The sequence below is a fragment of the Arthrobacter sp. 4R501 genome (assembly GCF_002929755.1).
Classification (GTDB): Bacteria; Actinomycetota; Actinomycetes; order Actinomycetales; family Micrococcaceae; genus Arthrobacter.
On sequence record NZ_PJIW01000023.1, the window covers coordinates 1 to 14,119 of the forward strand.

Consider the following 14,119-nt stretch of genomic DNA (forward strand, 5'->3'; position numbering starts at 1 on the left):
TTGACCGGTGGCTGATATCAGGAGGCGTGTCCAGATGCAGGACGGGTGATGATGGTGGGACAAGGCAACCGCATCAGAACCTTTTCGGCGATGGATCCGATGGGCTTCCGAAGTCCGCCCCGTCCCCAGCAGCCAATCACCAACAGGCTTGCCTGTCTTGCGGCACGAATGAGCACGTCGGCGGGAGAGTCGTCCGATTCCAGCGCCTCGTAAACAGTCAGCGCCGGAAATTTCTCCCGCACGCTGCCGGCGGCTTCGGAGATAAGCGCCTGGGGATCAGGCTCACGGCGGTGATCGGATCCCATCCTGCCTACCGCGTCAGCTGAGGTCAGCGTTTTTGGCACCGCATGCAGCACTGTCAGTTCCTCCCCCGCCCGGTTTGCCTCCTCCGCCGCCATCTTCAGGGCAAGCTCGGAGTCAGCCGACCCGTCGATGCCAACCACCACCCCGATTCGGCCCACCACCCTGGGAGCGGGAATGACAGCGACAGGACTTCGACACATGATTGCCGTCTGAAAGCTGACCGACCCAAATCCCTCCCCCCGCCTGTCTGCTGAACGGTCCGAACCGAGAACCACGATCTCGGCGCCAACGGACAACAGGCTTAGTACGTGTTCCGGCTCGCCGGGCTGCCAGCTGGTAACGATCTGCAGCGTGGGATGCCGCTCGGCCACCCGGTCACGCTCCAGGTCCAGCAGCGCCTCCGCCTCGACCACGGCCTCCCCGTACCGCGCCGGCACCCTGTAGTACGAAGGTTCCGGTACCACCCGCACCAAATGCAGGCGAAGCCCTCGTCCATTCGCTCTGTGCGCAGCCCAGTCCGCAGCCTCTTGGCCCGTCCTGGAGCCATCGGCCCCTACCAGGACTTCGTCCGCTTTCAAGTCCTGCCCCCTTTTCATCACTTCCCCTCACCCAGTGTCTCCCTGAGTCACGGCACGGCTAGTGCCTTAAGCCCCCACCCCGTCTGGTTCCGGGGCTTCGTCCCTGTTGCCCTACCTGGTAACTGTGTTTACTGGATCTACATGCAGAGCACAGCCGCCCGTCTAAGGAAGACCATGACCAACATCACCATTCTCGGCAGCGGGCACATGGCCCGCGCACTCGCCCTGACAATGCTGCGAGGTAACAACCCGGTACAGGTTCTTGGCCGAGACGGCTCCAAGACCCGGGACTTGGTCGAAAGCCTAGGACCCGGCGCGACGGGAGGCCTGACCGGGGCGCCCATCACAGGAGCGATAGTCTTCCTGGCCATCCCGCACAAGGAGGTGCACAACGCCATCGTGGAAACCGGTGATCTTCTTGACGGACGTGTCGTGGTGGATATCAGCAACACGGTGGACGTCACAAACTTCGATCGGCTGACCACGGAGCCTGGCACGTCCGCAGCCGAAGAAACAGCCCGCCTGTTGAATGGACGCGCAGATGTGGTGAAAGCGTTCAACACCACGTTCCCTGCCACCTTAGAGGCTGGAAAGGTCGCGGGACAACATCTGGACGTGTTCATCGCGGGCGACTCGGAGCACGCTAAAGAGAAAGTCAGCGCGGTGGCAGCGGCCGCAGGACTGAGGCCCATCGACGTTGGACCGCTTCGGCGTTCGCGCGAACTTGAAGCCTTCATGCTGGTTGTCACGGGCCTGCAGGTCAGCCCTGAGCATGGGCACTTCAACTGGGACACCGCGCTCAGGATATTTCCTTAGGGATCGGAGCCTGACGATCCCTCCAGGGGGCCTGTCAGCCGGCATGTTTCAGCGATACGGCTTCAAGCTGCTCAGGAACCCGGACATTCCAGCCCAATTCACGTCTGGCGCGAACCCGCAAAGCGTCAGACTCTTCCGGCTCACCGTGGGTGATATACGTCATGCGGGGGAGCTTGTGTGCTGCGCGAATCCACTCGACGATTTCATTGGAATCCGCATGCGCCGAAAGGCTGTCCATCATAATGACTTCGGCCTTGGTGGGAACGTCCTGGCCGAAGATCCGTAACTGCCTCGCCCCGCTCGACTCGGGGGCACCACCCGTACCCGCGGCCCGGTATCCGTTGAGCGCCACCACGTTTCTTGGGTCGGGTCCGTAGGACTGCGGATGGTGCAGGATCCCGCCCATGTGAGCATGCCGCTCGCCGAAGTGATCACCGTGGGGCCTCCGCGCAGGTTCAGCAGTTTGGAACCATCCACGCTCCGGGTCGCGGTGGCCACCCGATACATCTCTGTGTACTCGCGTTCCTGCAAGCCGGTGTTCGTCGGAGTACCTTTGGTATTCCCGGCGCGTCGATAGCCATCGGGCCGTTGAGATAAATGGGGATGTCCGGGATCGTGCATCAGTGGAGGATGGGCCCTGCAGGCACAAAAGTGGCCTAAATGCCCCCAACAAGATCGAGGGGTGCGTCAAAATCGTGCGGCTCGGAGCTGTTCAAGGACCGCACGGCATCCGCGGCTGTGTAACCCGGGACGGCGGGGTGATGGGATGAATATTCGTGCAGGTCCGCGTAGCGTGCTTCCTCCTCCTGGAGGTGTCCGCTGTCAGGCAGGAGGAGCGTGCACAGTTCCGTAGTGGCCCGCAGTAGCGTGGACTCGCCCCCGGAAGCCGTTCCTGACCAGTGCTGGCACGTAGCCTGTGTGGTCCAGGTGGGCGTGGGTCAGCAGAGCTGCGTCAATGGATGCCGGGGGTACGGGAAAGGTGCCCAGTTGCGGACACGGATGCGTTTGGATCCCTGGAACAACCCACAGTCGATATGAATCCGCTGTCCACCCGAATCCACGAGGTCCCGGGACCTCGTCACGGTGTCGGTAGCCCCCAGGAAGCGGGCGCCAGCGGTTCGGGTCATTGGACCCTTGTGGCATCTTGGCTGTTCCTAAAGAATGAGTCAGACGCAGGCAGGGCACCCTCGTTGCCCGTGGAACTGCGGTACGGAAGGGATAGGAATGAACGCCACTACAGCATCAGAGCACGGGGTTGCCTCGCCCAACACCGGCATTAGGGTCTTCATCCTTGATGATCATGAACTGGTCCGCCGGGGACTCCAGGACCTTCTGGAGAGCGAGGGATTCGTCGTCGTCGGCATGTCCGGCTCCGCCGCCGAAGCGGCACGCCGCATTCCGGCACTGCACCCGGACGTGGCAATTCTTGACGCCCGGTTGCCGGACGGGACGGGCATTGAGGTCTGCCGCGATGTGCATTCAGTGGACGAAACGATCAATTGCCTGATCCTTACAAGCTACGACGACGAGCAGGCCCTCCGGGGCGCGGTCCTAGCCGGGGCCTCAGGGTACGTTCTCAAGGAAATAGGTGGTTCGGACCTGATCGGTGCCCTGCGTCGCGCTGCCAGGGGTGAGTCTCTGTTTGATGCCGACCTGAAAGCCATGATCATTCAGGGACTGGCAGAACCTAAGCGCGTGGACCCAAGGGTCGCGTCGTTGACCCGGCAGGAGCGCAGGGTGCTGGAACTGGTCGGTGAAGGCCTGACGAACCGCCAGATCGGCGAACGCATGCTGCTGGCGGAAAAGACGGTGAAGAATTACGTCTCGTCCCTGCTTGCGAAGCTGGGTTTCGAGCGGCGGACTCAGGCCGCGGTCCACATGGCGCACCATTCCTCCCCTGACCAGTAGCCGTCAAAAAACCGGAGCCCTCCAGGTCAATGCCGTTCCCGTCTCGGGGGAGCCGGACACCTCGAAAGTACCGCCCAGCGTCCGGGCCCTGTGTTCCATGTTCGACAGTCCGTTGCCATGCGAAGGCGACAGTCCGTTGCCGTTGCCATGCGAAGGCACCGTCAATCCTGTGCCGTTGTCCTGGATTACGACGCAGACGAATCCGTCCTCCACGGAAACCGAAACGCGGATCGTGTCTGCTCCCGAGTGGCGAACAGCGTTGCTCAGCCCTTCGGTGATGACAGCCAAAATGTTCAGGGCAGTTTCCTCGTCCCGGATCGCGTCGATTGCCCCCGTCAGCGTCAGGAGCGGAACGAAAGGCAGCGACTGCGTGCCGGTGCGAACGGCTTGAAGGACACGGCTACTGAGAAGTTCCTTCCCGGTCTCGGAGTCGCTCAGTGAGTAGATGGTGTTCCGAAGCTCCCGGATGGTCTCGTCCAGTTCCGCAGTCACAGTCCGGATCGTCCTGGCGGCCGAGTCACTGGTCATGTAACGCCGGAGGCTTTGGATGCTGAGCCCCGCCGCGAACAGGCGCTGAATGACGAGGTCGTGGAGGTCGCGGGCGATCCGGTCCCTGTCGCTGAAAACGGCGATCTGTTCCCGCATACGGTGCGCCCGGGCCAGTTCAAGGGCAAGAGCCACATGCGAACCGAACACGGTGCCCATTTCCATGTCCGTATGGCTGAACGTCCCGGCAACATGTTCACGCTGGAGAACCAAGAGCCCGTAGTGGGTACCGCGGGCGCTGAGGTCTATGACCAACAGCCTGCCCTCAACCAGCCTCTCCGCGCCACCGAGAGCGGACGAAGCGTCTTCAATCACAGCTGCCTTGCCCGTAGCCAGGACGGAGTCTATTCCGACAGAGTCAAACGACAGAAGCCGTCCAACCCACTGCGGAGCGAGGTTTCCCGCGCCTCCCGCGATGCGGTACAAGTTGGAAGTCTCCTCCTGGACCAGGACGAGGGCAAGGTCGGAACTGGACTCCCGGAGTGCCCTGGCCGCGATCAGGTCCAGTCCCCCGTCCTGGTCCTCCGGCGATTCCCCGTCGCCCATCATCTTGCTGGTCACATCCATGCACGCCTGCAGCCATGCGGTTCTTCGCCGGGCATCGTCATAGAGCCTGGCGTTTTCAATGGCGACGCCGGCGGCTGCAGCAAGTGCCTCGGCCAGCTCCTCGTCTTCGTCCGTGAAATCGTCGCCGCCCCTCTTTTGGGTCAGGTAAAGGTTGCCGAAAACAACGTCCCTCACACGGACAGGCACGCCGAGGAAAGATTTCATCGGCGGATGATTCCTGGGAAACCCGTAGGCATCCGGATGCTGGCTAAGATCGTGCAGCCGCAGCGGCTTCGGATCGCGGATCAACAGACCCAGAACGCCATGTCCCGTAGGGAGGGGGCCGATCTTACGCGCGACTTCCTCGTCTATTCCCACAGTGATGAAATGACTCAGGGCACGGTCGCTTCCAATCACACCCAAGGCTCCATATTCAGCCTGGAGGAGGTGGCAAGCTGAGCTGACCACCCTATGCAGCACAGCCTCCAGACTCAGGTCCTCAGCCAGGGCAACAACGGCACTCAGAAGCCCCTGCATCCGCTCTTGGGCACTTACCAGCTCCCCGGCATGGTCAACAAAGTCGCTAAGAAGTTCGTCGGTCCGCGAGCCGGCAACAGGTAGCCGGGAACCCGTCCCGGTCGGTTGAGTGGGCTGGTTCAATGAAACCGCTTTGTTCGATGGAGACATCCATGTGGCCCGGTCTGCCGGTGCACAAAGACTACTCCCCCATGGAAGGATCATCCATGCTCGTGGGATTGAGAAGGGGTCTTTGTGCCCTATTTAGGGGGCCAACTGCTCCGTATGATCTTGGCCATGACCACAGATGCATCGATACCGGAGACCGCCGTGCTGCCAGCTGAGGAGTGCTGGCGGTTGCTTCGAGGCGATTCGGTAGGCCGCCTTGCCGTGTGGGTGAGCGACCACCCCGAGATCTTTCCCATCAACTACAAGGTCCACCATGAATCGCTGGTCTTCCGGACGGGTGCGGGCACCAAGCTTGCATCCGCCCTGGGCCAGCAGGTGGCCCTTGAAGCAGACGGTGCCGACACCGACGGCGGCGTGGCCTGGAGCGTACTCGTGAAAGGTCCGGCTACAGCACTTGAAAGGACCCCCGAAGTCCTGGACTCCATCGGACACTTACTGTTCCCTTGGGAAACGGGCCGCAAAGACCATTTCCTCCGTATTGTCCCGGAGAGTGTCAGTGGACGGCGGTTCACGATTTCCGCGCCGCTGACCTGGGGCGGACCCCTGGATGAGGCCACCCGCGCCGGACTGGAATAGCCGGTTCATGCGGGCATGGTGGGTTGAGAATCCCGGTCCGATCGCGACAGGCCCTTTGCGGATGGGCGATCGCCCCGATCCGTCACCGGGGCCGGGCGAGGTCTTGCTCTCGGTACTTGCATGTGGCGTATGCCGCACAGATCTCCACCTTGCTGAAGGAGACCTGCGGCCCCACGGGTTCCGGCGGATCCCCGGACATGAAGTGGTTGGCGAGGTGACGGGGTCAGGAGCTGGCAGCTCCAGGTTCCGCCTCGGCGACCGTGTGGGCGCAGCCTGGCTGGCCCGTACCTGCGGCTCCTGCCGTTTCTGCCATCGCGGGTCCGAAAACCTCTGCCTGGCCCCGACATTCAACGGCTGGGACACCGACGGCGGCTACGCGGAGCTGATGACCGTCCACGAGGACTACGCGTACCGGATACCCGAGGTATTTACCAACGAGCATGCGGCGCCCTTGCTGTGCGCAGGAATCATCGGCTACCGGGCGCTCCGTTCATCCGGCCTCCCGCAGGGAGGCAAACTCGGCATTTATGGCTTTGGCGGGTCTGCCCACCTCACAGCGCAAATGGCAATCTACGAAGGTGCCAGCGTCTATGTCATGACACGGTCGGTGGCGGCACAGAGGCTCGCCCTGGAGCTGGGGGCACAGTTCGCCGGGGCCGCTGACGCCCAGCCGCCGGAGCTGTTGGACGCCGCCATCCTCTTCGCTCCTGCGGGCGGACTGGTGCCGGTTGCGCTTCGGTCCCTGGACCGCGGCGCAACCCTCGCCGTCGCCGGCATCCACTTAAGCGACATCCCCGTTTTGGACTATCAAAAGGACCTTTTTCAGGAGCGCCGCTTGCGCAGTGTCACGGCCAACACCAGAGCCGACGGCCGGGAATTCCTGGCGCTGGCCGAAAAGATTCCCCTTCGCCCGTCGACTGTCTCCTACCCGTGGGCGAAGGCCGACGAGGCGTTGCTGGACCTGTCACGGGACCGTTTCACGGGCGCCGCAGTGCTGCTGGGACCGGCCTGAGGCGCCGTCGGAAGGTGTGTGCTTTCAGTGACCTTCGGCCCTAGGCTACTGCCAGAACCTGGAGGAAGGTACTGCCATGAGTGATAACGATCGCATCCTTGTCGGAATCGACGGTTCCGAATATTCCACCGCGGCGCTGCGTCTCGCCGGGCGCTTGGCGTCCGCGCTGAACGCACCATTGCACGTCGTGACCTGTCTGGGCTTCTCAGATTTCTACCTGCCCGCGCACCTGCCGCCTGGAGAGATCGATAGCACTGCTGAACTCGAGGCCGTTGCCAAACGCCTCATGGCACAGGCCATTGACAGGGCCTACGGCGCGGAGCGCCCAGAACATCTCACCACAGCCGTGAAATCGGGATCGCCGGCGAAAGTGCTGGTGGACGAAAGCCGGAACGCCCAACTGCTCGTGGTGGGGCGGCGTGGCCACGGCGGGCTCCTTGGCCAACTGCTGGGCTCCGTCAGCGCAGCGTGTACAGCCCATGCACACTGCCCTGTGCTGGTGGTCAGCCAGGATGCCGAAGAAGACCATGGACGAAACCGCTGACCTGCCAGCAGCAGTAGTAGTGGGAGTGGACGGAAGCGCCCCGTCCATACTGGCTCTCCGCTGGGCAGGCGCGTTGGCCCCACTGCTCAAGGCCCACATCCGAGCCGTAACCTGCTGGCAGTTCCAGATCGCAGTCGGCACCTTCACCCCGCTTCTTTGGAGCCCCGAGGAGGAAGCAAAGAAAATCTGTGCCGCTGCTGTGGACGAAGCATTCGGCGGTGCCCCTCCAGCCGGACTGGAAATGGTCACCTCCCAGGGCCAGACAGCAAAGGTGCTGGTTCATGAAAGCCAGACTGCGCAAATCGTTGTGGTGGGCAGCCGTGGCCATGGCGGATTTGAAGGGCTACTGCTGGGGGCAGTGAGCGCAACGGTGGCTCAGCATGCAAAGTGCCCCGTCCTGGTCGCGCACGGCACAGACCTGCCGGCAGGGCTTTTGGTTGCTCCCGGGCAGTCTTCCGTGGCAGGGGGCGGCCAAGCCGGGTCCAGTCATGCCGGCGCCTGACCGGATAGTTGTTGGGTACGACGGGTCGGCTGAGGCAGCCCTGGCTGTGCGGTGGGCGGCCCGGCACGCAGCCCTCCTGGAGCGGGAGTTGGAGGTGATTCATTGCTCGCTATGGCCGCTGCTTACCCACGATCTCGGACCCGTACAAGGCATAGCCGGAAGCGGCCTGCAACATCAGGCCCAGGCCATCCTGGATGAAGGGAAAGCCGCGGCCGCGGCCGTGGCGCCCCGGGTAAGGATCCGCGGCAGCCTCCTGTACGGACTTCCCGCAGCCCATCTCCGCCGGATCGCGGAGGATGCGCGGATGCTGGTTCTTGGCAGCCGAGGGATCGGAGGCTTTATGGGGCTCCTCGTCGGATCAGTAAGCCTTGAACTCGCGGCGACCGCTTCCTGTCCCGTTGCGGTCATCCGGTTCGATAACAACAAAGAAGGGCGCATCGTGGTGGGAATTGACTCATCCGGGTCGGAAAGCGCCCTGGCCCTTGCCTGTGCACTTGCCCGGGCTACGGGAGCGGACCTGACGATCATCCACGTCATCCGGCCCAACGACGGCGCTGCAACTAAGACCGGAAATACCCAAGGAGCGGCCCGTCGTCTCCTCATGACAGCTCTTGACAGCGCTCGGACCCAGGCTCCGGATGTGACCGCCAGCCATTACGTTGCACAGGATCCTTCCGTCCCGCGGGCGCTCCTCAATGCCGCCCGCGGTGCCGCCCTCATCGTCGTCGGCAGCAAGGGCCAGGGGATCCTCCGAGGAACCATCGGATCGAATGCCCATGCAGTCCTTCACCACGCCACCACACCTGTCCTAATCTCGCAGCAACGGGAGACCGGCCGGACGTTGGTCGAGCAGACGACCTGAGCCGCCGCCATGCACTTTACGGGACCTTGGTCCCTTACGGCCGAGGCAACGAGACGCCATCGTTGAGGTGGAGTAGCATCGCGCGCCGCGCACCCATGATCAGCAACAGGCAGGAACGGTTATGAAAGCTATCGTCTACGGAGGCCCCGGGAAGAAATCCTGGACAGAAGTGCCTGATCCTGTGATCCGGAATCCATCCGACGCCATCGTCAAGGTTGACACCACCACCATCTGCGGCACGGACTTGCACATCCTCAAGGGCGATGTCCCGGCCGTGACCGAAGGAAGAATTCTGGGCCACGAGGGAGTGGGCACCATCACCGAGGTCGGTTCGTCAGTGACCAGCCTAAAACCGGGCGACCGCGTCATCATCTCCTGCATCAAGTCCTGCGGTCACTGCGCCAACTGCAAGAGCGGCCTCTATTCACACTGCATGGGTGACGAGGGTGCCCCGGGCATAGGCTGGGTCTTCGGCCATCTGATCGACGGCACCCAAGCCGAATACGTGCGCGTCCCCTACGCCGAAAACTCCCTGCACCTGCTGCCGGCCGGGGTTAGCGACGAGCAGGCCGTCATGCTCTCTGACATCCTCCCCACGGGCTTCGAAATCGGAGTGCAGTACGGGCGGGTCAAGCCCGGCGACGCGGTGGCCGTGGTCGGCGCAGGTCCGGTCGGGCTGGCAGCAATCGCCACCGCCGGACTCTACGGAGCGGCGACGATCATCGCCATCGACCTTGATGCCAACCGCCTGGAGAAGTCCCGGGAGTTCGGCGCCACCAACATCGTCCTGTCAGGCGACGCCGGCTGGAAGGAACAGGTGCTGGCCCTGACCGACGGCCAGGGCGTGGACGTGGCGATCGAGGCAGTGGGCATTCCCGCGACGTTCAGCATGTGCACGGAGATCGTCCGGCCGGGCGGGAACGTGGCCAATGTTGGTGTGCACGGCAAGTCAGTGGAACTCCATGTGGAGAACCTCTGGATCCAGAACATCAACATCAGCATGGGACTCGTGAACGCCAACACCACCCCGATGCTGCTGAAGCTTGTCGCACAAAACAAGCTGCCGGCAGAAAAGTTCGCGACACACCGCTTCCGTTTTGACCAGTTCATGGACGCCTACGACACCTTCGCCCGGGCCGCGGAGACGCACGCCCTGAAAGTCGTGATCACCGCATGAAAGGCTACGTTGTTTACGACTCCGCCTACGGGAACACCAAGGCAGTTGCGGAAGCCGTCGTAGAAGGCCTCAAACCTCTCGGCGCTGCAGCGGTTTCCGTGACGGACTTCAACCCACAGAATCTCGAAGAAGACGATCTTCTTGTGGTTGGCTCCCCCATCAACGGCTGGCGTCCGACACCGAAAATTACGGAACTGCTGGCCCAACTGGGCGGTGACAAGCTCAAGGGCATCAACGCCGCAGCATTCGACACGCGCGTCCGCTTCTTTATCCACGGCGACGCGGCCAAGAAGATCACCAAACTGCTCAGGGAGGGTGGCGCCAACATCATTTCTGATCCCACCCCGTTCTACGTCCAGGGCACAGAAGGGCCCCTCCGGAGCGGGGAACTTGAAAAAGCAGCCAGTTGGGCGAAGAAGCTCGCCACGGCACTGGAGCGGAAGGCAACACCATGAAGGCAGCCATCGTGTACGAATCCCTGTACGGCAACACACACGCCATCGCCGATGCCATAGCCCAAGGGCTGGAAGGGGTGGCCGAACCGCACGTGATGTCCGTCGAGGAGGCCGGCAAGACCCAGCCCACGGCCACGGACCTCCTGGTGGTGGGCGGTCCGACGCACATCCACGGCATGAGCAGGAAGCCGATGTGGGAACTGGCAGTCAAAGACGCCCTTGAACACCCGGAGAAGGGATTGGTTCCGGACGCCGCGGCGGGAGGGCCGGGCTTGCGGTCCTGGTTCGATGCCTTGGACAAGACGACAGGGAAAGCGGCCGCTTTCGACACGCGGCTGGAGGGCAATGAACTGCTGACCGGTCACGCGTCCAAGGGAATCGCGAAACGGCTCAGGCAACATGGCTTTGAGCTCGTCGCCAAGCCTGCGAGCTTCCTCGTCGATAACACCAACCAGCTTTTGCCAGGTGAACTGGACCGGGCGCGCGAATGGGGAAAGACGCTCGGCGCGGCCCTGGCGTCACCCTGAGTGAGCCGCGTGGGCTCGGCAGCGGCACCCTATCCGCCCGGGGCTGATGCTCCCGCAGGATCCGGTCTCTCCGCGGGGGATGTAACAGAACGAGCGCTGGCGGGGCTGGCCAACGGTGTCCCGGACAACTCGAGCAGAACCCTCCGGCAGATTGTCCGGGCCAACGTGCTGACCCTGTTCAACGGGATCGTCGGCGGCTGCTTCCTGCTGTTGCTGCTGCTCGGGCAGTGGCAGGACGCGCTCTTTGGCTTCGCCGCACTGAGCAACGCAGTCATCGGCGTGGTCCAGGAGTTCAGGGCCAAGAGGCTGCTTGACCGGCTGGCTGTCATGGATGCCCCCGCCGCCCGGGTGCTCCGCGATGGCCGGGTCCAGGAAATTGCCGTCGCGGACGTGGTCCTGGGTGACATCGCCGTTCTGCAGGCGGGCGACCAGGTGGTGGCGGACGCCGTCATCGTCGACGACACTGGCCTGGAAGTTGACGAGTCCCTCCTCACGGGTGAGTCAGAAGCCGTGGACAAGGACCCGGGCTCGACAGTGCTCTCCGGGTCCACCATCACGGCCGGCCAGGGCAGGGCGCGGGTGGTTGCCGTGGGGGCCGATTCATACGCGAGCCGGCTTACGGCGGAAGCTAAACGTTTCTCCCTGGTCAATTCCGAGATCCGCAACGGGATCGACCGCGTCCTGCACTGGATCAGCTGGGCCCTCCTGCCCGTCGTGGCGATCGTCACCAACGGCCAGATGCAGGCAGCGGGCGGCTGGGAGGCGGCTTTCCGCACCGGGGCGTGGGTGGAAGCGGTCGTTGGCGCCGTGGCCGGGGCCATCGCCATGATCCCCCTGGGCCTGGTACTGATGACCAGCGTTGCCTTCGCCGTCGGGGGTGTGCGGCTGGCCCGCCAGAACGTGCTGGTACAGGAGCTCGCGGCCGTGGAGGGGCTTGCCCGTGTAGACGTGCTGTGCATCGACAAGACCGGAACGCTCACCGAGGGTACGGTGGTTTTCGACGGCGTCCACCCGGCCGGGCAGACCCCTGCCCGAGGCTGGAGGGAGGCATTGGGCTGGTTCGGCGCAGACCCACATGCCAACGCCACAGCCCGCTGCCTGGCGGGCAGCTTCGCCTTTGACGGCAACCGGGCCCCGGCCGCCGTCGTGCCTTTCTCCTCCGCCAGGAAGTGGAGCGCTGCGGGTTTTCAGCCGCCTCACCCTGCCGCGGGAACGTGGGTGTTTGGTGCACCCGAGATGGTGCTGCAGGAGAACAGCGGAGCCACCAGTGACGTCCTGGCAAAGTCCCGCCGTCTCGCCTCGGCGGGTTTGCGCACGCTGGTATTGGCTTACTCGCAGGACGTTGTGCCCACAGGGGATCCAGACGACGTGCAGCTGCCAGCGGGGCTTACAGCAACCATGCTCGTGACGTTCCGGGAAAAGGTCCGCCCGGATGCGGCCCAGACCCTGTCCTATTTCCGCCGGCAGGGCGTTGCCGTGAAGATCCTCTCCGGCGATGACCACCGGACGGTCACGTCGGTGGCCCGTGAGGTGGGGGTCGACGTCGGCGAGGGCTACGACGCACGGCACCTGCCCTCAGACCCTCACCTGATGGAGGAAACGCTGGATCACTTTTCCGTGTTCGGCCGCGTCACGCCCGAACAGAAGAAGGACATGGTTTTGGCGCTGCAGAGAATGGGCCACACCGTCGCCATGACGGGCGATGGCGTCAATGACGCGCTGGCGTTGAAGGAAGCGGATATCGGCATCGCCATGGACACGGCGGCGCCGGCCACTAAAGCGGTGGCCCGCATCGTGCTGTTGGACGGGCGCTTCGACCGGCTTCCGGCCGTCCTCGCGGAGGGCCGGCAGGTCATCGCCAATATTGAGCGGGTCTCGGTGCTGTTCCTGAGCAAAACGATGTACGCCGTGGCCCTGTCCGTGGCGTTCGGAGCGCTGATGTGGAGTTTTCCGTTCCTGCCCCGGCAGCTCTCAGCCACCGACGGGCTCACGATCGGCATCCCTGCGTTCTTTTTGGCCCTGATGAGTAACCCCCGCCGCTACCGGCCCGGATTCTTGAAACGGTCACTGACCATGGCGGTCCCAGCCGGAATCATCGTCACGACGGCGCTCCTGGTTGTGCAGGTGTATTCCGCGGCGGCGGGCGGCTTCAGCGCTGAAGCGAACCGCACAGCCTCGGTAATGACGCTGTCCCTGGTTGCCCTGAGTGTGCTGGCGGCTGTCAGCCGTCCCGTCAGCACCCTGCGCCTGGCCATCATCGCTGCTATGTGCCTCGGTCTGGTCCTGCTGATGACCGTTCCCTTCCTGCAGGATTTCTTTATGCTCGAATGGCCTCCGACGGAGCTCTCAGCTGTCGCCATTGGCTCCGCCGCCGTCGGTATCCTTGGGGTCCTGGCGCTGAGCAGATACCACACACGGCGGTACCGCGTCGATGGACCGGAGAAGGTGACGCGGCCCTCAGCTGCGCGGCCCTAGAGCCAGTCCGCTGCAAAGTCCTGCGGCGGCCACCAGCGCGTGCGCGGCGAAACCGCAAACCTTCGCCCGGAGACCTCCGCGGGGACAATCTGGATGAGATGCTCTTTGAGCCCGGGCTGCCAGGGTTCGCGGTCAGGACCGGCGTCGTGGAGGGTCGCCAAATCTCCGTCAAACGGCCCCGGCATTCCCTTGACCACAACGCTCCAGACTTCAGTGGCGTAGGCGTTCATCCCGTCCGCCTCAAAGGCCACGGCGGCGCCGGTGAGGAGGGCACGGAGTTTCGTGCCCGGCGCCGTGCGGAAAACCACCGCTTCTCCGATAATCATGAAGTTCAAGGGAAAGATCTCGGGGACCGCACCGTTGAGCAGGGCCAGCCGCCCAATATAGGAGGATTTCAGGTACTTCCAGCAGTCAGCCGGGGCGAGGACTTCCGTGTGGGATTCCGAAGGGGAGCTGCTCATGCACCTGATCCTAGCCCTCCCGTCCCAGCTCTCCTCGAAGCGCACCATCAGCGCAGCCTTGCCGGGCAATCAGGACCAAAGCCTCTGGGTCCTCCCGGCCCTTTGCCCGACTCTTAAGGAGTCGGG

Annotated in this window: 16 protein-coding genes; 11 read left to right on the forward strand and 5 right to left on the reverse strand. The window is 63.6% G+C overall.

Translation table 11 applies throughout. The features are described 5' to 3' along the window. Positions 1 to 17 precede the first annotated feature (17 nt). Positions 18 to 899 carry a universal stress protein gene (locus CXR02_RS19050; RefSeq protein WP_104063415.1) on the reverse strand — a complete coding sequence of 294 codons (882 nt, stop codon included), beginning with the start codon at positions 897 to 899 and terminating at the stop codon, positions 18 to 20. 156 nt (positions 900 to 1,055) lie between these two features. Here CXR02_RS19050 and CXR02_RS19055 point away from each other — a divergent pair, with 156 nt between their 5' ends. Next, the gene (locus CXR02_RS19055) at positions 1,056 to 1,697 is read left to right on the forward strand and encodes an NADPH-dependent F420 reductase (RefSeq protein WP_104063416.1); all 642 of its coding nucleotides are present in this window, start codon (positions 1,056 to 1,058) and stop codon (positions 1,695 to 1,697) included. Positions 1,698 to 1,731: 34 nt separating this feature from the next. On the opposite strand, the gene CXR02_RS23235 is transcribed toward CXR02_RS19055, so the two are convergent. Then, a complete protein-coding gene (locus CXR02_RS23235) occupies positions 1,732 to 2,103 on the reverse strand; it encodes an MBL fold metallo-hydrolase RNA specificity domain-containing protein (protein WP_146072567.1) in 372 nt (123 codons plus the stop codon). Positions 2,104 to 2,519: 416 nt separating this feature from the next. Beyond that, on the reverse strand, positions 2,520 to 2,840 hold the full coding sequence (locus tag CXR02_RS23305; protein ID WP_368784604.1) for an MBL fold metallo-hydrolase: 321 nt from the start codon (positions 2,838 to 2,840) through the stop codon (positions 2,520 to 2,522). Between the two features lie 81 nt (positions 2,841 to 2,921). Between CXR02_RS23305 and CXR02_RS19065 the strand changes: the two genes are divergently transcribed. Next, the gene (locus tag CXR02_RS19065) at positions 2,922 to 3,605 is read left to right on the forward strand and encodes a response regulator transcription factor (RefSeq protein WP_104063417.1); all 684 of its coding nucleotides are present in this window, start codon (positions 2,922 to 2,924) and stop codon (positions 3,603 to 3,605) included. Positions 3,606 to 3,608: 3 nt separating this feature from the next. On the opposite strand, the gene CXR02_RS19070 is transcribed toward CXR02_RS19065, so the two are convergent. Then, a complete protein-coding gene (locus CXR02_RS19070) occupies positions 3,609 to 5,438 on the reverse strand; it encodes a GAF domain-containing protein (RefSeq protein WP_308470703.1) in 1,830 nt (609 codons plus the stop codon). A gap of 72 nt (positions 5,439 to 5,510) precedes the next feature. Between CXR02_RS19070 and CXR02_RS19075 the strand changes: the two genes are divergently transcribed. From CXR02_RS19075 to CXR02_RS19115, 9 genes are all read left to right on the forward strand, one after another. Continuing rightward, on the forward strand, positions 5,511 to 5,978 hold the full coding sequence (locus tag CXR02_RS19075; RefSeq protein ID WP_104063419.1) for a pyridoxamine 5'-phosphate oxidase family protein: 468 nt from the start codon (positions 5,511 to 5,513) through the stop codon (positions 5,976 to 5,978). A 7-nt stretch (positions 5,979 to 5,985) separates the two neighbouring features. Then, on the forward strand, positions 5,986 to 6,990 hold the full coding sequence (locus CXR02_RS19080) for a zinc-dependent alcohol dehydrogenase family protein (RefSeq protein ID WP_104063420.1): 1,005 nt from the start codon (positions 5,986 to 5,988) through the stop codon (positions 6,988 to 6,990). A 76-nt stretch (positions 6,991 to 7,066) separates the two neighbouring features. Next, the gene (locus tag CXR02_RS19085) at positions 7,067 to 7,534 is read left to right on the forward strand and encodes a universal stress protein (protein WP_104063421.1); all 468 of its coding nucleotides are present in this window, start codon (positions 7,067 to 7,069) and stop codon (positions 7,532 to 7,534) included. Then, entirely contained in the window at positions 7,518 to 8,036 is a 519-nt protein-coding gene (locus tag CXR02_RS19090) for a universal stress protein (RefSeq protein ID WP_104063422.1), read from the forward strand. Before CXR02_RS19085 ends, CXR02_RS19090 begins: the two co-directional genes overlap by 17 nt. Then, the gene (locus CXR02_RS19095) at positions 8,023 to 8,898 is read left to right on the forward strand and encodes a universal stress protein (protein ID WP_104063423.1); all 876 of its coding nucleotides are present in this window, start codon (positions 8,023 to 8,025) and stop codon (positions 8,896 to 8,898) included. The genes CXR02_RS19090 and CXR02_RS19095 overlap by 14 nt, the downstream gene beginning before the upstream one ends. Before the next feature lie 121 nt (positions 8,899 to 9,019). Continuing rightward, positions 9,020 to 10,075: a zinc-dependent alcohol dehydrogenase family protein gene (locus CXR02_RS19100; RefSeq protein ID WP_104063424.1), complete on the forward strand. Its 1,056-nt coding sequence runs from the start codon at positions 9,020 to 9,022 to the stop codon at positions 10,073 to 10,075. Further along, the gene (locus tag CXR02_RS19105; protein WP_104063425.1) at positions 10,072 to 10,530 is read left to right on the forward strand and encodes a flavodoxin domain-containing protein; all 459 of its coding nucleotides are present in this window, start codon (positions 10,072 to 10,074) and stop codon (positions 10,528 to 10,530) included. The genes CXR02_RS19100 and CXR02_RS19105 overlap by 4 nt, the downstream gene beginning before the upstream one ends. Then, positions 10,527 to 11,057 carry a flavodoxin domain-containing protein gene (locus CXR02_RS19110; protein ID WP_104063426.1) on the forward strand — a complete coding sequence of 177 codons (531 nt, stop codon included), beginning with the start codon at positions 10,527 to 10,529 and terminating at the stop codon, positions 11,055 to 11,057. Before CXR02_RS19105 ends, CXR02_RS19110 begins: the two co-directional genes overlap by 4 nt. After that, positions 11,058 to 13,532, forward strand: coding sequence for an HAD-IC family P-type ATPase (locus tag CXR02_RS19115; RefSeq protein WP_258061126.1), 2,475 nt, complete (start codon positions 11,058 to 11,060; stop codon positions 13,530 to 13,532). Here CXR02_RS19115 and CXR02_RS19120 read toward each other — a convergent pair. Next, positions 13,529 to 13,993 carry a pyridoxamine 5'-phosphate oxidase family protein gene (locus tag CXR02_RS19120; RefSeq protein WP_104063427.1) on the reverse strand — a complete coding sequence of 155 codons (465 nt, stop codon included), beginning with the start codon at positions 13,991 to 13,993 and terminating at the stop codon, positions 13,529 to 13,531. The genes CXR02_RS19115 and CXR02_RS19120 overlap by 4 nt on opposite strands. Positions 13,994 to 14,119 lie beyond the last annotated feature (126 nt).

Coding starts and splice junctions, on each gene's coding strand:
- CXR02_RS23305 (WP_368784604.1), bottom strand. CDS start 2,840: ATGCCACAAGGGTCCAATGACCCGAACCGCTGGCGCCCGCTTCCTGGG.
- CXR02_RS19090 (WP_104063422.1), top strand. CDS start 7,518: ATGGACGAAACCGCTGACCTGCCAGCAGCAGTAGTAGTGGGAGTGGAC.
- CXR02_RS19080 (WP_104063420.1), top strand. CDS start 5,986: ATGCGGGCATGGTGGGTTGAGAATCCCGGTCCGATCGCGACAGGCCCT.
- CXR02_RS19055 (WP_104063416.1), top strand. CDS start 1,056: ATGACCAACATCACCATTCTCGGCAGCGGGCACATGGCCCGCGCACTC.
- CXR02_RS19075 (WP_104063419.1), top strand. CDS start 5,511: ATGACCACAGATGCATCGATACCGGAGACCGCCGTGCTGCCAGCTGAG.
- CXR02_RS19120 (WP_104063427.1), bottom strand. CDS start 13,993: ATGAGCAGCTCCCCTTCGGAATCCCACACGGAAGTCCTCGCCCCGGCT.
- CXR02_RS19070 (WP_308470703.1), bottom strand. CDS start 5,438: ATGATCCTTCCATGGGGGAGTAGTCTTTGTGCACCGGCAGACCGGGCC.
- CXR02_RS19095 (WP_104063423.1), top strand. CDS start 8,023: ATGCCGGCGCCTGACCGGATAGTTGTTGGGTACGACGGGTCGGCTGAG.
- CXR02_RS19105 (WP_104063425.1), top strand. CDS start 10,072: ATGAAAGGCTACGTTGTTTACGACTCCGCCTACGGGAACACCAAGGCA.
- CXR02_RS19050 (WP_104063415.1), bottom strand. CDS start 899: ATGAAAAGGGGGCAGGACTTGAAAGCGGACGAAGTCCTGGTAGGGGCC.
- CXR02_RS23235 (WP_146072567.1), bottom strand. CDS start 2,103: ATGGGCGGGATCCTGCACCATCCGCAGTCCTACGGACCCGACCCAAGA.
- CXR02_RS19110 (WP_104063426.1), top strand. CDS start 10,527: ATGAAGGCAGCCATCGTGTACGAATCCCTGTACGGCAACACACACGCC.
- CXR02_RS19100 (WP_104063424.1), top strand. CDS start 9,020: ATGAAAGCTATCGTCTACGGAGGCCCCGGGAAGAAATCCTGGACAGAA.
- CXR02_RS19085 (WP_104063421.1), top strand. CDS start 7,067: ATGAGTGATAACGATCGCATCCTTGTCGGAATCGACGGTTCCGAATAT.
- CXR02_RS19065 (WP_104063417.1), top strand. CDS start 2,922: ATGAACGCCACTACAGCATCAGAGCACGGGGTTGCCTCGCCCAACACC.